The following is a 17,301-nucleotide window of genomic DNA, read 5'->3' on the forward strand; positions in this document are numbered from 1 at the left end:
GCAATAAATCATGCAGTTAGCGATGTAAAGGACAAATTCCGCGCATAAAAACGGGCAGGCGCGCAAGCCGCCTGCCCCGGTGAAACCACGCGATGATGAAATTAAATCATCTGGCTGAAGTTCATCTGCGCCATCAGCTTATAGTTGTCGGCGTAGTCGACCGGAATGGCCACCACCACCGGCCCCTGGATCGCCATCGCCTTGCGCAGCATCGGCCGCAGATCGTCCACAGACTGCACGGCGAAACCGACCGCGCCGCAGGATTCCGCATAGGCCTTGAAGTCAATCGGCCCAAATTCCACGCCGGATTTGCGCTGGTATTTGTTCACTTCCTGCATCTCCACCATGTTGTAGGCGTTATCGACCCAGATCACGTGCACGATGTTGTTTTTCAGCCGCACCGCGGTCTCCAGCTCCATGCTCGACTGCATGAAGCCGCCATCGCCGGAGATCGACACCACCTTGTCGCCGGGGCGCACCAACGCCGCGCCGATGGCCCACGGCAACGCTACCCCCATGGTTTGCTGGCCGTTGGAGATCAACAGCTGGCGGGCGCGGAAGCTGTAAAGATAACGGGCGATCCAGATGTGGAAGCTGCCCATGTCCACGCACAGCGTCACGTCGTCGCTGACGATGTCCTGCAGCTCCTTGACGATGCGCAGCGGGTGGATCGGCATGCCGCCGCGGCGCGCGGCGCGCTCCGCCAGTTCTGTGCGCTGGCGGCCGAGATCGGTGAGGATCAGCTCCACCTCCGGCGGCACGCAGACCGCCTCATTGAACGTTTCAGTCATCATGTTCAGCGTGGCGCTGATGTTGCCCACCAGCTCGACGTCAGGCCGATAGCAGGTATCGATATCCGCCGGCAGCACGTCGATGTGCACCAGTTTCAGCCGCCCATGGCTGTTCCACATGCAGGGATCGTATTCGATCGGATCATAGCCGACGCTCACCACCAGATCGGCCTTCTGCAACAGCTGATCGGCCGGCTGATTGTTGAACAGGCCAACGCGGCCGGCGAAACGGGCGAAGTGGTTGACGTCAATCACCCCCGCCGCCTGATAGGTGCCGACCACCGGCATGTGGGTGCGGTACAGCAGATGGCGCACCGCCTCGCTGTTCTCCGGCCGGCTGGCCTGCAAACCGAGCAGCAATACCGGGCATTTGGCCTGGCGGATCAGCTTCACCGCCGCCTGGATGTCGTCCGCCGCCGCGGCTCCCATGCGCGGCAAGCGGCAGCCGGCCAACACCGGCGCGCTGACCGGTTCATTGACGATATCCATCGGCAGGCTGACGAACGAGGCTCCCGGCCGGCCAAACTCGGCGCGGCGGAAGGCGTTGGCGATCACCTCGGAAATCGCCGAGCCGGCGTGCACTTCGGCGCAATACTTGGTCACCGGCCGGAACATGCTGACGGTATCCATGCTCTGGTGTGTCTGCTTCAGGCTGTCGGCGCGCTTCACCGCGCCGCCGAAGGCCACCACTGCATCCCCTTCCGAGGTGGCGGTGGCCAGTCCGGTGATCAGGTTGGAGCTGCCCGGCCCGGAGGTGACCAGCGCCACCCCGGCCTTGCCGGTCAGGCGGCCAACCGCCGCCGCCATAAAGGCCGCGTTGGCCTCATGCCGCACCACCACCGTTTCAATCGATGGCGCGTCCTCCAGCGAGTCAAACACCCGGTCGATCTTGGCGCCCGGAATGCCGAAAACGTGTTTGACGCCCTGTGCTTCCAGATTTTTCACCACCAAATCGGCGCCGCATTGCCAGTCATTGCCTGTTTTTTCCTGTGCCATGGTTCCACCTCCTAAGAAAACGATCGCCGGGGTTAGCCCTCGGCGGAACGAATCGCGCGATCCAAATCCTCTGGGCAGAGGTTGGCGCGCAAGAAATCCGCATCATGCGGCAACTGAAGATTAAGACGGGTGATGACGCCGAACTGCAGGCGGCCATGATCGAGCTGGTAGTCCAGCACGTGGCCGCCGCCGCTGCGGTCGTCGGTAACGAAGTGTTCGTGATAGCCGGCCACGCCGATGCCCTGCATGTAATCCGGCGAGCGGAAGCCGACCAGCGTGCCGCGCCGTTGATGAAACGAGAAGGTCGGCTGCTCTTCTATCGCTTCCAGCATCGGGCGATAGGGCCGTTCCTGACGCGGCACGGTGCGGGTTTCCACGTGGCTGAACTCACCGTCGACCCGCACCGCGCAAAACAGGTTCGGCGAGGCGACCTGTTCATCGATGCATTGGTGCAGCTGCGCCTTGGTGATCGGCCGGTCGAACTGCTGGCTGATACTGGGCTGGAAAAAGGTGACGACGGCGAAAGGGGTTTTCTGTTGCAAACCGGCTGGGCGGGCGCTGCCGTCGGCGCGCAGCTGGTGTATTTCCTGGTCGAAAGCGATCAGTTCGCCATCCAGGTGATTGAAGGTGCCGAGGCCGAAATCACCGTGTTTGAGCAACTCGGCAATGGTGGTTTCACCCTCGTAGACCCCGTCGATGAGCGCGCTCATCAGCGAGATTTGATAGATTTCGCCCTCCCCGGCGTTGATCGACTGCCTGGCAAAACCCTGCGCCAAATGGCGCGCACAGGAACACCCGTGTTTTTCGTTCATGACTCACTCCTCCACCAGCGCGGGATCGCGATCCTGCGCGTTCAAAAGACCCACCGACGGTGGGCCAAGATGCCCCCCAAGGCGCGTTCATCAGTTGGAACGATTCAGCCTGAGGCGACAAAAAAACCGGCACGGCTGGCCGGCCGATATCCAGAACCCACGGCATGACGTGTGAAAGTAAAGGCTCACTAATCATTAATGCCGAGTCGGATATCAAATTGAACGGTTAATCTGGTGTTGGAGCGACAATCAACTCCGCAGGCGGCTCATGCAACCTGGGAAAAACATCTGTTATTTAGTGCTAAGCGCCGCGAGGTTTATGCGTTTTCTCTCTATACGGCCGGGATGCAGCGGCGTTAAAGCCCGCCGTCAACCCGCAGCCAGAGTAGCCGCAGCACCGCCGACAGAGAAGCGGGTATTCATAAGAAACGCTTTTGCATATAATGCAAAAATGAATGACGCCCGTTATGTTGAACATCTGCCGATCTTTCTCGACGTGGCCCGCCTGGGCAGCTTTTCCGCCGCCGCTCGCCGGCTGGGCATGGTGCCCTCCTCGCTGGTGCGCCATATCGACGCCCTGGAAAGCGCGCTCGGCGCCACGCTGTTCGTCCGCTCCACCCGTGGGCTGCTGCTGACCGACGCCGGCGAGCTGCTGCTGACGCGCGCCGCCGCGCTGATGACGGACATTACCGGCATTCACGCCGAGCTGAACGCGCTGAACGAAACGCCGCAGGGCACGCTGCGCATCAGCTGCCTGCCGACCTTCGGCAAAACTTATGTGCTGCCGCTGCTGCCGACGCTGGCGGAACGCTATCCGCAGCTGTCTATCGATCTCGATCTGACCGAACGCCAGACCGATCCGACGCAGGAACGGTTGGACGCCGCCCTCCGCATCGGCGAACAGAAGGACAGCGCGCTGTACGCCAGCCGCATCGCCACGCAACGCTGGGTGATGTGCGCCAGCCCTGCCTACGTCGCCCGCTATGGCCTGCCGAGCGATCTGGAAGCGTTGCCGCAGCATCGGCTGATCGCCCGCTACCACAAACAGCAGCCGGCCTGCTGGGCGCAGATCCTCGACGCGGCGCTGATGAGCCGCTGCACCATGGCGCTGCGCTGCGACGACTTCACCGCGCAGCGCCAGGCGGCGCTGCTCGGCCTCGGCATTGCCTTCCTGCCCAACTGGGTGGTGGGGCCGGACGTGCAGAATGGGCAACTGGTTCAGATGCTCGAAGATCCGCGCCATGAGCAGCAAGGCATCTATCTGCTGCGCCCGATGGCGAAGGTGTCCGCCCGGCTGGCGGCCTTCACCGCCCTGCTGCAGCAAACCCTTGGTCAGCCGCCCAGCTGGGGGTAAAGCGGTGTCACCCGGTTGTGCAGCGCCGGATTGTCGCTCTCGTCCTTCAGCTCGATGCCGCTCAGCCGCCGCTGGAACGCCTGCTCCAGCAGCCAGGCCAGACGGAACGCCGCCTGCGGGTAATCCAGCCCCTCCGGCCGCACGTTGGAGATGCAGTTACGCTCGGCGTCCGTTCTGCGCGCATTCGGCTCCCAGGTCAAATAAATGCCCAGGCTGTCCGGCGACGACAGCCCCGGCCGTTCGCCGATCAGCACCGCCACCGCACGGGCCTGCAGGCATTCGCCAATCTCATCCCCCAGCGCCACCCGCGCCTGATGCGCCAACACCACCGGTGAGACGCTCAGCCCCAGCGTATCGAGATAGGGCCGCAGCGCCTGCAGCAGCGGCAGCGCCTGGCGGTGCACCGCCTTGGAGGAGAGGCCGTCCGCCACCGCCAGCAGCAGATCGACACGGCGCGATGGTGAGCCGAGCAGCAGGCTGCGGCTGTCCGACGCCAATTGCCGCCCCAGATCCGGACGGCGCAGATAGGCGGCGCGGTCGGCGGCCTGGCTGTGCACCGCCAGCGAGGGCCAACCGGCCTGGTGCAAATCCGCCGCCAGCCGCTCGCTGTCGAAAGGCTGATGCACCGCGTCGCGCGCCTGGGCATGGGCCAGGCCGAAGCGCAGCAGCTCGTCGGTCGGCAGGCTGGCGCCGGTGCGCCCCAACGCGATGCGCGCGTCGGTAAAGGCGCGCAGCGAGTCCCAACTGTTGACGTGAACCGGTTTGCTCATGTGCGTTCTCCCTGCAGCGCCAGCAACAGCGGGTGATTGGCGGCGGCGTCGCGCAGCCGCCCGCGCTCGTCGGTGATGTTCATCGCCGCCAGCCAGGCGGCGAACTCCGGCGCGTGCTTCAGCCCCAGCAGTTCACGGATATAGAGCGCGTCGTGGAACGAAGTGCTTTGGTAATTGAGCATGATGTCGTCCGCGCCCGGCACGCCGATCAGGAACGTCAACCCGGCGGCGGCCAACAGCGTCAGCAGCGTGTCCATGTCGTCCTGATCGGCTTCGGCATGGTTGGTGTAGCAGACGTCGCAGCCCAGCGGCAGGCCGAGCAGCTTGCCGCAGAAATGATCCTCCAGCCCGGCGCGGATAATTTGTTTGCCGTCATACAGGTATTCGGGGCCGATAAACCCCACCACGGTATTGATCAGCAGCGGCGAGAAATGGCGCGCCACCGCATAGGCGCGCGCCTCACAGGTCTGCTGATCGACGCCGTGATGGGCGTTGGCCGACAGGCAACTGCCCTGCCCGGTTTCGAAATACATCACGTTATCGCCCAGCGTGCCGCGCCTGAGGCTCAGTGCCGCCTGCTGCGCCTCCGCCAGCAGCGCCAGGCTGATGCCGAAACCGCGGTTGGCCGCCTCGGTGCCGGCGATCGACTGAAACACCAGATCCACCGGCGCGCCGCGCTCCATCAGCCGCAGCGTGTTGGTCACGTGGGTCAGCACGCAGGATTGGGTGGGTATGGCGAAGCGCTGGATCACGTCGTCCAGCATGTAGTTGAGCTTTTCCAGCAGCGGCAGGCTGTCGCTGGCCGGGTTGATGCCGACCACCGCGTCGCCGCTGCCGTACAACAAACCGTCCAGCATGCTGGCGGCGATGCCCTGCAGGCTGTCGGTCGGGTGATTGGGCTGCAGCCGCACGCTGAGGTGGCCCGGCAGGCCGATGGTATTGCGAAAGCGCGTCACCACCCGGCATTTCTTCGCCACCAGGATCAGATCCTGATTGCGCATGATCTTGCTTACCGCCGCCGCCATCTCCGGCGTAATGCCGGCGGCCACCTGCGCCAGCATGGCGCTGTCCGCCTGCTCGCTCAGCAGCCAGTCGCGAAAATCGCCGACCGTGAGGTGCGAGATGGGCTCAAAGGCGGCGGCGTCGTGGCTGTCGATGATCAGGCGCGTCACCTCGTCCTGTTCGTACGGCACCAGCACCTGCTGCAGGAACGCCTTGAGCGGCACATCCGCCAGCGCAATGCGCGCCGCCATGCGCTCTTCGGCGCTCTCCGCCGCCACCTCCGCCAGATAATCGCCGGAACGCGCCGGCGATGCTTTCGCCATCAGCTGCCGCAGATCGCCAAAGCGATAGCCGCGTTGGCCCACCGTTGCCTGAAACATAGCCCCCTCCCTTGCCCTGCGTGACGAGATAAAAGCCCTGCACCAAGTGTAGTCAGTGGGAAAAGAAAATTATTTTGCACGCGATCGCCACCATCACGCTTTCCCCCATTTCACCCGTTGCCGCTTCGGGTTACAGTAGCCGCGAAAACAGGAGGGGTGATGGATCCGCAACGGCAAATTATCGACTGGCTGCAACAAGATAACGCACGCATGGCCGCCCTGCGCACTGTGCGCCGGCTCGGCCTGAATGACTGGTGCCTCGGCGCCGGCTTTGTGCGCAATCTGGTGTGGGATCGGCGCCATGGCTATACGGAGCCCACGCCGCTCAACGATATCGACGTGATCCACTTCGATGCGGAGCGTGCGGACGCTGAGCGCGATCGCATGCTGGAGGCGCGGCTGCAACAGTGGCTGCCGCAGCCGTGGTCGGTCAAGAACCAGGCGCGCATGCACCTGCGCGGCGGCCGGGCGCCTTATCGCGACAGCGAAGAGGCCATCAGCTTCTGGACCGAAGTGGAAACGGCGATCGGCGCGCGCCTGAACGCCGACGACAGCATCACGCTGGTGGCCCCCTTCGGGCTCGCGGCGCTATTCGACGACACCATTACCTTTAACGCGAAAAACGGCGATCGCGCGGCCTATGCCCAGCGCGTGCTCGACAAAGGCTGGCTGCAGCGTTGGCCGCGCCTGCGGCAGGTAAAGATTTAGCCGCCGCTGCCGATACCCTGAACAGCGATATACCGACTCAGGGAGAGCATTCATGTCGACCACCATCACCATGATCGTACCGATCAAAAATACCGTTCCCGGCGTCAGCAACGTGTTCAGCGCGCCGGGCCATCAGGGCGAACTGCTGATGGCCAAACCGGTCAACAACCAGCCGCAAGGCGGCAAGATGGAGAAAAACGAACGCGCCAACGGCAATGACGAACCGGTCAACCTCAACGAAAGCCGCGCCTCGGCCCGCATCAAGGCGCTGAACCGGCAGATTCAGTCGCTGCAGCAAAAGTTGGTGGAGCTAAAGGACTCCGACGCCGATCCTAAGGAAATCGAAAAACAGAAGCAGCTGATCGAAGCGCAGATCAAGATGTTGCAGGCCGAGATCGCGCGCATCCAGAAAGAAGAAATGGAAAAGCAGCAGCAGGAGCAGATGGCAAAAGCCGCGGCGCAAGCCGGCGACGGCGTAAACCGCCCAACGCCGCTCAACGCGGTGGACGTCTATATCTGAGTCAATATGCCGCGTTTTCCTGCCGGCGCTGGTGCAGCAGCGCCGCCTGCTGACGCGCCACCTGCCAGATGGCCTCCGCCGCCGGCGTCAGCGAGCGGTTCTTGCGCCGCACCAGCATCAGAGCACGGTTGATCTCCGGCACCAGCCGCCGCACCCGGAGCCGCCCCCCTTCCGGCAGCGGCAACGCCAACGCCGGGAAGATGCTGATGCCGATCCCCTCCGCCACCATCGGGAACAGCGTCGCCGGATGGCCGATTTCCTGCACTACCTGCGCCTCCACGCCCTGCTGCCTCAGCGCGCTGTCGATCAGCGGTCGGCTGCCCGACGCATAGTCCTGCAACACCAGGCGGCAACCGTTCAGCGCCGACCAATGCACCGCCTGCTGCGCAGCGAACGGATGATCGTCGCGGCACAGCAACAGGAACGGCTCGTGCAGCACCGCTTCGCACTCCAGATCCACCGCCTGTACCGGATCGACCACGATGCCGAAATCCACCTCCGCGTTGCGCACGCTGTGCAGCACCTGCTGCTGCGCCTGATCGCGCAGCATGATGCGGATCTCCGGGTATTCGCGCTCGCCGGCGGCGATGCACTGCGGCATCAGATGGGCGGAAATGGTCTGGCTCGTCGCCACCCGTACCGTACCGCTGCGCTGTACGCCAAAGCTGCGCACATCCAGCAGAGTGCTCTGCAGCTCGTCCAGCAACCGTTCGACCCGGTTGGCCAGCCGCAGGCCGGCATCGGTCAACACCACTTCACGCGTGGTGCGATCCAGCAGGCGCACGCCGACCTCCGCTTCCAACTCTTTCACGCTGTGGCTGACCGCCGATTGCGTCAGACCAATCGCCTCACCGGCGCGGCTGAAACTGCCGTGGCGGGCGATGGCGACGAACACCCGCAGCTGTTTGAGTGAGTAATTCATGTGTTTTATTCATATATTAATTAAATAAATCAATTTAATTATTATATCCCCGCGCGGGAGAATAGCCCCATCGATTTTCTACCCTGAGCGCACCGCCATGAGATTTCTGCCCGATCGTTTTACCCTGACGCTGATCGCCACCGTACTGCTGGCGTCGTTCCTGCCGGCGCGCGGCGAGTTCGTCGGTTGGCTCAACGCCCTGACCATCGCCGCCATCGCCCTGCTGTTCTTCATGCACGGCGCCAAGCTGTCGCGCGAGGCCATCCTGGCCGGCAGCAACAACTGGCGGCTGCACCTGTGGGTGATGTTCAGCACCTTCATCATTTTTCCGGCGCTGGGCATGCTGTTCGCCTGGTGGGCGCCGATCGACGTCAGCCCCGAGCTGTATGCCGGTTTCATCTACCTGTGTATCCTGCCCGCCACCGTGCAATCGGCCATCGCCTTCACCTCGCTGGCGGGCGGCAACGTGGCGGCGGCGGTGTGCAGCGCCTCCGCCTCCAGCCTGCTGGGGATCTTCGTGTCGCCGCTGTTGGTCGGCCTGCTGATGAATGTGCACGGCGATACCGGCAGCCTGCGGCAGGTGGGCTCGATCGTGCTGCAGCTGCTGGTGCCGTTCGTCGCCGGCCACCTGCTGCGGCCGCTGATCGGCGGCTGGATCGAACGCCATCGCCCGCTGATCGGCAAAACCGACCAGACCTCGATTTTGCTGGTGGTGTACGCCGCCTTCAGCGAAGCGGTCACGCACGGTATCTGGCATCAGGTAGGGGTCGGTTCGCTGGCGTTTATCGTCGGCGGCAGCATCGTACTGCTGGCGATCGTGCTGGTGGTGAACACTTACATGGCACGTTGGCTGGGGTTCAGCAAGGCGGACGAGATCACCATCGTGTTCTGCGGCTCGAAGAAGAGCCTGGCGAACGGCATTCCGATGGCCAATATCCTGTTCCCGGCGGCGACAGTGGGGATCATGGTGCTGCCGCTGATGGTGTTTCATCAGGTGCAGCTGATGACCTGCGCAGTGCTGGCCAAAAGATACCAGCGCAAGCAGCAGGCGCAGCAGGCGGTGCCCAACGCACAGGCGTCGCGCGGGTAAAAAAAAGACGGGCCAAGGCCCGTCAGATCAGCTTTTCTTCAGCGGCTTGACCAGGTGATCAAGCCCTTCGATTTTAATCGCCAGCGTCATCTCCATCAGCATGCCGAGCTTGCCTTTGGGGAATTCGCCCTTGCGGGCGAACCACAGCAGGTACTCTTCGGGCAGGTCGATCAGCACCCGCCCCTGGTACTTGCCGAACGGCATCACGGTATTGGCGATCTCCAGCAGGTTTTCTTTTTCCATCAGTCACCCAGCAGGCGGATCATCTCCGCTTCATCGATCACGGCGATACCCAGCTCCTGCGCCTTCGCCAGCTTGGAGCCGGCCGCCTCGCCGGCGATCACCAGATCGGTTTTCTTCGACACGCTGCCGCTGACCTTGGCGCCCAGCGCCGTCAGGCGATCTTTGGCCTCGTCGCGCGAAAGCTGGCTCAGCGAGCCGGTCAGCACCACGGTTTTGCCGGCGAACGGGCTGTCTATCTCTTCCGCCACCACCACCACCGGCGCCGGCCAGCGGATGCCGATCTCGGCGCCCACCAGCTCGTTGATCACCTGCTGATTGAGCGCTTCATCGAGGAAATTGCGGGTGTGTTTGGCCACCACTTCGCCGACGTCCGGCACTTCTTTCAACGCCTCGATATCGGCGGCGAACAGCTTCTCCAGCGAACCGAAATGCGCGGCCAGGTTGGCGGCGGTCGCTTCACCGACCTCGCGAATGCCGAGCGCATACAGGAAACGGGCGAAGGTGGTCTGCTTGGATTTCTCCAGCGCGTTGACCAGATTCTGCGCTGATTTCGGCCCCATGCGCTCCAGACCGGTCAGAATACCGGCGGACAGGCGGAACAGATCGGCCGGGTTCTTCACGTACTCCTTGTCCACCAGCTGCTCGATGATCTTGTCGCCCATGCCCTCGACGTCCAGCGCGCGACGGGAAACGAAATGCTTCAACGCCTCTTTGCGCTGCGCGCCGCAGATAAGACCGCCGGTGCAGCGCGCCACGGCCTCGCCTTCCACGCGCTCAACGTCGGAGCCGCACACCGGACAGTGCAGCGGGAACACCACTTCGCGCGCATCCTGCGGCCGACGGTCTTCCAGCACCCCCACCACCTGCGGGATCACGTCGCCGGCGCGGCGCACGATCACCGTATCGCCGATGCGCAGCCCCAGACGCTCAATTTCATCGGCGTTATGCAAGGTCGCGTTGCTGACGGTCACCCCGGCCACCAGCACCGGCTCAAGGCGCGCCACCGGCGTAATCGCACCGGTGCGGCCAACCTGAAACTCTACTTCGCGCACCACGGTGATCTGCTCCTGCGCCGGGAATTTGAACGCCGTCGCCCAACGCGGCGCACGCGCCACAAAGCCCAGCGTTTCCTGCAGATCGATATCGTCAATCTTGATCACCACGCCGTCGATGTCGAACCCGAGCTGCGCGCGGTCCTGCTCGACCTGGCGATAAAACGCCAGCACTTCCTCGCTGCCGGTGCGGCGCTGGGCGCGATCGCTGACCGGCAGGCCCCAGGCCTTGAACTGCATCAGGCGCTCAAAGTGGCTGCGCGGCAGCTCGCCGCCTTCCAGCAGGCCAACGCCATAGCAGAAGAAGGTCAGCGGGCGTTTGGCGGTAATGCGCGGATCGAGCTGGCGCAGCGAGCCGGCGGCGGCGTTGCGCGGGTTGGCGAATACCTTGCCGTCTTTGCGCCGGGCTTCTTCGTTCATCTGTTCGAAACCGGCCTGCGGCATGAACACTTCGCCACGCACTTCCAGCCGGCGCGGGATGTTGTCGCCGGTCAGGCGCAGCGGGATGGCGCGAATGGTGCGCACGTTGGTAGTGATGTTCTCGCCGGTGGTGCCGTCGCCGCGCGTCGCCGCGCGCACCAGCTCGCCGTCTTCGTACAACAGGCTGACCGCCAGGCCATCCAGCTTCAGCTCGCAGCAGAAGGTCAGCGGATCGCTGCTCTTGAGCCTGTCCTGCACGCGCTTGTAAAACGCCAGGAAGCTCTCTTCGTCAAACACGTTGTCCAGCGACAGCATCGGCACTTCGTGGCGCACCTGGTCGAACGCCGCCAGCGGCGCCGCGCCCACGCGCTGGGTCGGCGAATCGGCGGTGATCAGCTCCGGATGCGCGCTCTCCAGCTCGCGCAGCTCGCGCATCAGGCGGTCATATTCCGCATCCGGCACTTCCGGCGCATCCAGCACATGATACTGGTATTCATGATGGCGCAGTGTGGCTCGTAGTTGATTGATTTGTTGGATTATCGATTCCATGGCTCACCATCAAAGATAAAAAACCCCCGGCTAGCGGGGGCTTTGTTGTTACGGATGTTCAGTGCGCGCGGCAATCCGGTCAGGCGTTGTTTTCCAACACTTCACGGATACGCGCTTTGTAGGTTTCCAGCTTCTGCGGCGTCATCATGCGGCGCTCGTCGTCCAGCACCACGCCGCCCACGTCGTCGGCGATGCGCTGTGCCGACTGCAACATCAGCTTGAAGTTCTGATTGGCGTCGCCGTAAGACGGCACCATCATGAACATCGACACGCCCGGCGTGGAGAAGTCGGACATCATGTCAGGATCGAACGACCCCGGCTTGACCATGTTCGCCAGGCTGAACAGCACCGGGCCGCTGCCGGCCGGGCTGATATGGCGGTGGAAGATGCCCATCTCGCCAAACTGGAAGCCCGCCTGCAACACGCTCTGCAGCAGCACTTCGCCGCCGATTACGCCGCCCTGATGGGCCGCGACGTGCAGCACCAGCACGGTCTCTTTCAGCTTGGCCTGAATTGGCGCAGCCGCCGGCTGTTGTGGCTGTGGCGCAGGCTCCTGCGCCGGCTTCACTTCCGGCGCGGGCTGCACAGGGGCCGGCTCGGCGTGGAATGCCGGTTCAGCCCCCTGCGGCGCCTCATGTTCATGCGGCAGATCGTCGACGCGCGGCTCACGGCGCGCGGCCGGTTGCGGTTGCTGCGGTTCGGCCGGTTCTTCGTCCGGCGCGTAGTTGTTCAGCAGGATGTCATCGTACTCCGGCCGCTGAGACAGCGGAGGCGGCGTCTGATGAGCGGCCGGCTGAACGGCGCGGGGCGCAGGCGCAGCCGCCGGAGCGGGCTTCGGCGCGGCCACGGGTTCTTCGCGTGCGGCATCGAAATGGCCGAATGACGGCTCGTCTTGCGGGTGAGCGGCGCGTACGCGCACCTCACCGACGCCTTCTTCGAGATCGTCGATCGGAGTTTGTTCACGTTCCTTTTGGGAACGTTTGGCTGGGCGATCGCGGAAGAGCGCTGACCGTTCTTTGCGACTGGTCCACAGACCGTGCAATAACAGCGCTATTATGGCGATCGCGCCAACAACGATTAATATCAGACGCAAATCCTGCATCATTGCTATCTCTGTTGTTCCAATACATTGCCACCGCGGCAAACATTCACTCTTTAACTCTATTTGCCCGCGCACACAAGTGCAAGTCCGTGCTGAACTTTATGCCAATAAAGATGATTATACTGCCTTTTTCTGCTGGTTTTTCAGCCAACCCTACCCTAGCCAGTGGAAAATCATCCCTATATGATAATGATGCCTGTTCAGACAACGAGATAACTTAAGATATGTCCTATACGCAGCCCTCTCCCCGATCGACCAGCGGCATTCACTATTTCGCCGAAGGCTGGCGTCTGATTTCGCGCCCGGGGATTAAACGCTATGTGGTTCTGCCGTTGCTGGTCAACGTGCTGCTGATGGGTTCCGCTTTCTGGTGGCTGTTCAGCCGCCTCGGCGACTGGATCCCGGCGATGATGAGCCACGTTCCCGACTGGCTGCAATGGTTGAGCTACCTGCTGTGGCCGCTGGCGGTCATTTCGGTGCTGCTGGTGTTCAGCTATCTGTTCAGCACCATCACCAATCTTATTGCCGCGCCGTTCTGCGGCCTGCTGGCCGAACAGCTCGAAGGCAGCCTGACCGGCAAACCGCTGCCAGATACCGGCCTGCTCGGCATCGCCAAAGATCTGCCGCGCATCATGGCGCGCGAATGGCGCAAGCTGATGTATTACCTGCCGCGCGCGCTGCTGCTGCTGGCGCTGTACTTCGTGCCCGGCATCGGTCAAACGGTGGCGCCGGTGCTGTGGTTCCTGTTCAGCGCCTGGATGCTGGCGATCCAGTATTGCGACTATCCGTTCGACAACCACAAGGTGAGCTTTGCCGACATGCGCCGCGCACTGCGCCAGCACAAAACCGACAACCTGCAGTTCGGCGCGCTGGTCAGCCTGTTCACCATGATCCCGATCCTCAATCTGGTGATCCTGCCGGTCGCCGTCTGCGGCGCCACCGCGATGTGGGTCGATCGCTACCGCTCGCAATTCGTCCGATAACCGCCGTTTTTTGCCGCCGATAGCGCGGAAATTTTCGACAGGGCGCGCATTTCGCGCCCTTATCATTGTGCTTAAAACTTATTTCCTAATAACATATAGATATACCAATTCTTTACTTCCCTGCCGGTACTGTTAGCGTATGCTTTCGATGTTCCCCACATTTTCATAGAGTTAAAGGACGGGCTATGAGCAAGATATATGAAGACAACTCATTAACAATCGGCCATACGCCGCTGGTTCGTCTGAACCGTATCGGCAACGGACGCATTCTGGCCAAGGTTGAATCACGCAACCCGAGCTTCAGCGTCAAATGCCGCATCGGTGCCAATATGATTTGGGATGCGGAACAACGCGGCGTGCTGACCGCCGGTAAAGAACTGGTGGAGCCGACCAGCGGCAACACCGGCATCGCGCTGGCCTTCGTGGCCGCCGCTCGCGGTTACAAGCTGACGCTGACCATGCCGGAAACCATGAGCATCGAGCGCCGCAAGCTGCTCAAAGCGCTGGGCGCCAACCTGGTGCTGACCGAAGGGGCGAAAGGCATGAAGGGCGCCATCGCCAAGGCGGAAGAGATCGTCGCCACCGATCCGAACCGTTACCTGATCCTGCAACAGTTCAGCAACCCGGCCAACCCGGCGATCCATGAAAAAACCACCGGCCCGGAAATCTGGGAAGACACCGACGGGGAAGTCGACGTGTTCATCTCCGGCGTCGGCACCGGCGGCACGCTGACCGGCGTCAGCCGCTACATCAAAAACACCAAAGGCAAAGCCATCACCACCGTGGCGGTAGAGCCGACCGACTCGCCGGTCATCAGCCAGGCGCTGGCCGGTGAAGAGCTGAAGCCGGGCCCGCACAAGATCCAGGGCATCGGCGCCGGCTTCATTCCGGGCAACCTCGATCTGGATCTGGTGGATCGCGTCGAGAAAGTCTCCAACGACGAAGCCATCAGCATGGCGCGCCGTCTGATGGACGAAGAAGGCATCCTGGCGGGCATCTCCTCCGGCGCAGCGGTCGCGGCGGCGGTGAAACTGGCCGAAGAACCGGCGTTCGCCGACAAGACTATCGTGGTCATCCTGCCCTCTTCCGGCGAACGTTATCTCAGCACCGCGCTGTTCGCCGATCTGTTCACCGAGCAGGAATTGCAGCAGTAATTCCGCAACTGCACAAATCGCTAAAAAAGCACCCTGCGGGGTGCTTTTTTGTGGACTGGATCAAACTTTATAGCAGTCCAAGATTGCTTTTGCCCGTCGCCTTTAGTATTTAACGGTGCATTATTTCGATGCGCAAAATTAATCACCCCCTGAGCCCGGTCGAGGCTGAATCGATTTACTCATCTGTCGCCGACGCGGCGAATCGGGCATAATGGGGAGCGGATTGGAACGACGTCTAAAGCCGAGTTTTTTGATCTGAAGTGCCTAACGCGTCGTTTTCTGTTGCATCAACGTTCGCCCCTGTCCATAGTCAGGCGCTATAACCAGACAAGTTAAAGTCAGCCCCCTGGGCTAAACTTTAACTCCACAACATTAATCCAATAAGTTGGGGAAACATCAATGTTCCAGCAAGAAGTTACTATTACCGCTCCGAATGGTCTGCATACTCGCCCTGCCGCTCAGTTCGTTAAAGAAGCCAAAGGCTTCACGTCTGACATCACCGTGACCTCCAACGGCAAAAGCGCCAGCGCTAAAAGCCTGTTCAAACTGCAAACTCTGGGGCTGACTCAAGGGACCGTAGTGACCATCTCCGCTGAAGGTGAAGACGAGCAGAAAGCCGTTGAGCACTTGGTAAAACTGATGGCAGAGCTTGAGTAATCGGCCCGTCTTTTTAGTTAACACCAGTCAAGAGTAAGGTAGGGTTATGATTTCAGGCATTTTAGTATCACCGGGCATCGCTTTTGGTAAGGCTCTCTTGCTGAAAGAAGACGACATCGTCATCAACCGGAAGAAAATCTCTGCTGATCAAGTAGAGCAGGAAGTCTCGCGTTTTCTGGCCGGCCGCGCGAAAGCGTCCGAACAGCTGGAAGCGATCAAGACCAAAGCTGGCGAAACCTTCGGCGAAGAGAAGGAAGCTATCTTCGAAGGCCACATCATGTTGCTGGAAGACGAAGAGCTTGAGCAGGAAATCATAGCCCTAATCAAAGACGATCTGGCCTCCGCAGACGCCGCCGCCTACACCGTGATCGAAGGTCAGGCGAAAGCGCTGGAAGAGCTGGACGACGAATACCTGAAAGAACGCGCCGCCGACGTGCGCGACATCGGCAAGCGCCTGCTGCAGAACATCTTGGGCATGCCGATCGTCGATCTGGGCTCCATTCAGGACGAAGTGATCCTGGTGGCCACCGATCTGACCCCGTCCGAGACCGCGCAGCTGAACCTGGACAAAGTGCTGGGCTTCATCACCGACCTCGGCGGCCGTACCTCCCACACCTCCATCATGGCGCGCTCCCTGGAGCTGCCGGCGATCGTCGGTACCAGCGACGTGACCAAGCAGGTGAAAAACGACGACTACCTGATTCTGGACGCGGTTAACAACCAGATTTACGTTAACCCGACCGCTGACGTTATCGATCAGCTGAAAGCCGCCCAGAACCAATACATCACCGAGAAAAACGATCTGGCCAAGCTGAAGGACCTGCCGGCGATTACGCTGGACGGCCATCAGGTTGAAGTCTGCGCCAACATCGGCACCGTGCGCGACGTCGCAGGTGCAGAGCGCAACGGCGCGGAAGGCGTCGGCCTGTATCGTACCGAATTCCTGTTCATGGACCGCGACTCGCTGCCGACCGAAGACGAGCAGTTCCAGGCTTATAAAGCCGTGGCGGAAGCCATGGGCTCGCAGGCGGTGATCGTCCGCACCATGGACATCGGCGGCGACAAAGACCTGCCGTACATGAACCTGCCGAAGGAAGAGAACCCGTTCCTCGGCTGGCGCGCCATCCGCATCGCGATGGACCGCCGTGAAATCCTGCACGCCCAGCTGCGCGCCATCCTGCGCGCCTCGGCGTTCGGCAAACTGCGCATCATGTTCCCGATGATCATCTCCGTGGAAGAAGTGCGCGATCTGAAAGGCGAAATCGAGACGCTGAAGGCGCAGCTGCGCGAAGAAGGCAAGGCGTTTGACGAGAGCATCGAAGTGGGCGTGATGGTGGAAACACCGGCTGCGGCGGTCATTGCTCACCACCTGGCGAAAGAAGTCGACTTCTTTAGTATTGGGACAAACGATCTAACCCAGTATACTCTGGCGGTAGATCGCGGCAACGAGCTGATTTCTCATCTCTATAACCCGATGTCCCCATCAGTACTTGGCCTGATTAAACAGGTTATTGATGCATCTCACGCGGAAGGCAAGTGGACCGGCATGTGCGGTGAACTGGCTGGCGATGAGCGTGCTACACTGTTGTTATTGGGCATGGGGCTGGATGAGTTCAGCATGAGTGCGATTTCAATCCCGCGCATCAAGAAAATTATTCGCAACACGAATTTCGAAGATGTGAAGGCGTTGGCAGCGCAGGCCTTGGCACAGCCAACGGCACAAGACCTGATGAATTGCGTCAATAAATTCATCGAAGAAAAAACGCTCTGCTAAACTTCCACGACACTGGAACGCC

At 61.7% G+C, this 17,301-nt stretch carries 16 protein-coding genes; 8 read left to right on the plus strand and 8 right to left on the minus strand.

The annotated features are described in order from the left end of the window. Positions 1 to 101: 101 nt before the first annotated feature. Both alsS and budA read right to left on the minus strand, forming a co-directional pair. The gene (gene alsS / locus ACJ8IJ_RS05665) at positions 102 to 1,787 is read right to left on the minus strand and encodes an acetolactate synthase AlsS (RefSeq protein WP_004936413.1); all 1,686 of its coding nucleotides are present in this window, start codon (positions 1,785 to 1,787) and stop codon (positions 102 to 104) included. A gap of 32 nt (positions 1,788 to 1,819) precedes the next feature. Then, positions 1,820 to 2,599 (minus strand): acetolactate decarboxylase, encoded by a 780-nt coding sequence (gene budA / locus ACJ8IJ_RS05670; RefSeq protein ID WP_004936416.1) that lies wholly within the window; start codon positions 2,597 to 2,599, stop codon positions 1,820 to 1,822. 451 nt (positions 2,600 to 3,050) lie between these two features. Here budA and ACJ8IJ_RS05675 point away from each other — a divergent pair, with 451 nt between their 5' ends. Continuing rightward, on the plus strand, positions 3,051 to 3,953 hold the full coding sequence (locus ACJ8IJ_RS05675) for a LysR family transcriptional regulator (protein ID WP_049188764.1): 903 nt from the start codon (positions 3,051 to 3,053) through the stop codon (positions 3,951 to 3,953). Here ACJ8IJ_RS05675 and eutC read toward each other — a convergent pair. Both eutC and ACJ8IJ_RS05685 read right to left on the minus strand, forming a co-directional pair. Then, entirely contained in the window at positions 3,932 to 4,723 is a 792-nt protein-coding gene (gene eutC, locus ACJ8IJ_RS05680; protein ID WP_049188766.1) for an ethanolamine ammonia-lyase subunit EutC, read from the minus strand. The genes ACJ8IJ_RS05675 and eutC overlap by 22 nt on opposite strands. Next, positions 4,720 to 6,105, minus strand: coding sequence for an ethanolamine ammonia-lyase subunit EutB (locus ACJ8IJ_RS05685; protein ID WP_004936427.1), 1,386 nt, complete (start codon positions 6,103 to 6,105; stop codon positions 4,720 to 4,722). Before ACJ8IJ_RS05685 ends, eutC begins: the two co-directional genes overlap by 4 nt. Positions 6,106 to 6,264: 159 nt before the next feature. On the opposite strand from ACJ8IJ_RS05685, the gene ACJ8IJ_RS05690 reads away from it, so the two are divergent. Together ACJ8IJ_RS05690 and ACJ8IJ_RS05695 are read left to right on the plus strand one after the other, a co-directional pair. Then, a complete protein-coding gene (locus ACJ8IJ_RS05690) occupies positions 6,265 to 6,813 on the plus strand; it encodes a nucleotidyltransferase family protein (protein ID WP_049188768.1) in 549 nt (182 codons plus the stop codon). Between the two features lie 52 nt (positions 6,814 to 6,865). Further along, positions 6,866 to 7,333, plus strand: coding sequence for a FlxA-like family protein (locus ACJ8IJ_RS05695; RefSeq protein WP_004936433.1), 468 nt, complete (start codon positions 6,866 to 6,868; stop codon positions 7,331 to 7,333). 1 nt (position 7,334) lies between these two features. Here the strand turns inward: ACJ8IJ_RS05695 and ACJ8IJ_RS05700 are convergent, their stop codons facing one another. Next, on the minus strand, positions 7,335 to 8,255 hold the full coding sequence (locus tag ACJ8IJ_RS05700; RefSeq protein WP_049188769.1) for a LysR family transcriptional regulator: 921 nt from the start codon (positions 8,253 to 8,255) through the stop codon (positions 7,335 to 7,337). A 97-nt stretch (positions 8,256 to 8,352) separates the two neighbouring features. Here ACJ8IJ_RS05700 and ACJ8IJ_RS05705 point away from each other — a divergent pair, with 97 nt between their 5' ends. Continuing rightward, the gene (locus ACJ8IJ_RS05705; RefSeq protein WP_049188771.1) at positions 8,353 to 9,345 is read left to right on the plus strand and encodes a bile acid:sodium symporter family protein; all 993 of its coding nucleotides are present in this window, start codon (positions 8,353 to 8,355) and stop codon (positions 9,343 to 9,345) included. 27 nt (positions 9,346 to 9,372) lie between these two features. On the opposite strand, the gene ACJ8IJ_RS05710 is transcribed toward ACJ8IJ_RS05705, so the two are convergent. The 3 genes from ACJ8IJ_RS05710 to zipA form a co-directional block, all read right to left on the minus strand. Continuing rightward, positions 9,373 to 9,588: a DUF3820 family protein gene (locus ACJ8IJ_RS05710; protein WP_004936441.1), complete on the minus strand. Its 216-nt coding sequence runs from the start codon at positions 9,586 to 9,588 to the stop codon at positions 9,373 to 9,375. Further along, complete coding sequence (gene ligA / locus ACJ8IJ_RS05715; protein ID WP_049188773.1) at positions 9,588 to 11,609, minus strand: NAD-dependent DNA ligase LigA; 2,022 nt, start codon at positions 11,607 to 11,609, stop codon at positions 9,588 to 9,590. The genes ACJ8IJ_RS05710 and ligA overlap by 1 nt, the downstream gene beginning before the upstream one ends. Positions 11,610 to 11,688: 79 nt before the next feature. Then, positions 11,689 to 12,714 (minus strand): cell division protein ZipA, encoded by a 1,026-nt coding sequence (gene zipA / locus ACJ8IJ_RS05720; RefSeq protein WP_004936446.1) that lies wholly within the window; start codon positions 12,712 to 12,714, stop codon positions 11,689 to 11,691. Between the two features lie 221 nt (positions 12,715 to 12,935). Between zipA and cysZ the strand changes: the two genes are divergently transcribed. The 4 genes from cysZ to ptsI all read left to right on the plus strand — a co-directional run bounded on the left by cysZ (position 12,936) and on the right by ptsI (position 17,279). Next, positions 12,936 to 13,694: a sulfate transporter CysZ gene (gene cysZ, locus ACJ8IJ_RS05725; RefSeq protein WP_033632432.1), complete on the plus strand. Its 759-nt coding sequence runs from the start codon at positions 12,936 to 12,938 to the stop codon at positions 13,692 to 13,694. A 185-nt stretch (positions 13,695 to 13,879) separates the two neighbouring features. Then, entirely contained in the window at positions 13,880 to 14,848 is a 969-nt protein-coding gene (cysK, locus tag ACJ8IJ_RS05730) for a cysteine synthase A (RefSeq protein ID WP_004936453.1), read from the plus strand. Between the two features lie 399 nt (positions 14,849 to 15,247). After that, positions 15,248 to 15,505, plus strand: coding sequence for a phosphocarrier protein Hpr (gene ptsH / locus ACJ8IJ_RS05735; RefSeq protein ID WP_004936458.1), 258 nt, complete (start codon positions 15,248 to 15,250; stop codon positions 15,503 to 15,505). A 46-nt stretch (positions 15,506 to 15,551) separates the two neighbouring features. After that, positions 15,552 to 17,279, plus strand: coding sequence for a phosphoenolpyruvate-protein phosphotransferase PtsI (gene ptsI, locus ACJ8IJ_RS05740; RefSeq protein WP_004936461.1), 1,728 nt, complete (start codon positions 15,552 to 15,554; stop codon positions 17,277 to 17,279). Positions 17,280 to 17,301 lie beyond the last annotated feature (22 nt).

Origin of the sequence: Serratia sp. CY40230 (assembly GCF_052168835.1) — a bacterium.
In the GTDB taxonomy this organism is placed as follows: Bacteria; Pseudomonadota; Gammaproteobacteria; order Enterobacterales; family Enterobacteriaceae; genus Serratia; species Serratia nematodiphila.

Excerpts from the sequence above, each read along its gene's own strand:
- alsS (WP_004936413.1), bottom strand. The coding sequence starts at position 1,787 with ATGGCACAGGAAAAAACAGGCAATGACTGGCAATGCGGCGCCGATTTG.
- budA (WP_004936416.1), bottom strand. The coding sequence starts at position 2,599 with ATGAACGAAAAACACGGGTGTTCCTGTGCGCGCCATTTGGCGCAGGGT.
- ACJ8IJ_RS05675 (WP_049188764.1), top strand. The coding sequence starts at position 3,051 with ATGAATGACGCCCGTTATGTTGAACATCTGCCGATCTTTCTCGACGTG.
- eutC (WP_049188766.1), bottom strand. The coding sequence starts at position 4,723 with ATGAGCAAACCGGTTCACGTCAACAGTTGGGACTCGCTGCGCGCCTTT.
- ACJ8IJ_RS05685 (WP_004936427.1), bottom strand. The coding sequence starts at position 6,105 with ATGTTTCAGGCAACGGTGGGCCAACGCGGCTATCGCTTTGGCGATCTG.
- ACJ8IJ_RS05690 (WP_049188768.1), top strand. The coding sequence starts at position 6,265 with ATGGATCCGCAACGGCAAATTATCGACTGGCTGCAACAAGATAACGCA.
- ACJ8IJ_RS05695 (WP_004936433.1), top strand. The coding sequence starts at position 6,866 with ATGTCGACCACCATCACCATGATCGTACCGATCAAAAATACCGTTCCC.
- ACJ8IJ_RS05700 (WP_049188769.1), bottom strand. The coding sequence starts at position 8,255 with ATGAATTACTCACTCAAACAGCTGCGGGTGTTCGTCGCCATCGCCCGC.
- ACJ8IJ_RS05705 (WP_049188771.1), top strand. The coding sequence starts at position 8,353 with ATGAGATTTCTGCCCGATCGTTTTACCCTGACGCTGATCGCCACCGTA.
- ACJ8IJ_RS05710 (WP_004936441.1), bottom strand. The coding sequence starts at position 9,588 with ATGGAAAAAGAAAACCTGCTGGAGATCGCCAATACCGTGATGCCGTTC.
- ligA (WP_049188773.1), bottom strand. The coding sequence starts at position 11,609 with ATGGAATCGATAATCCAACAAATCAATCAACTACGAGCCACACTGCGC.
- zipA (WP_004936446.1), bottom strand. The coding sequence starts at position 12,714 with ATGATGCAGGATTTGCGTCTGATATTAATCGTTGTTGGCGCGATCGCC.
- cysZ (WP_033632432.1), top strand. The coding sequence starts at position 12,936 with ATGTCCTATACGCAGCCCTCTCCCCGATCGACCAGCGGCATTCACTAT.
- cysK (WP_004936453.1), top strand. The coding sequence starts at position 13,880 with ATGAGCAAGATATATGAAGACAACTCATTAACAATCGGCCATACGCCG.
- ptsH (WP_004936458.1), top strand. The coding sequence starts at position 15,248 with ATGTTCCAGCAAGAAGTTACTATTACCGCTCCGAATGGTCTGCATACT.
- ptsI (WP_004936461.1), top strand. The coding sequence starts at position 15,552 with ATGATTTCAGGCATTTTAGTATCACCGGGCATCGCTTTTGGTAAGGCT.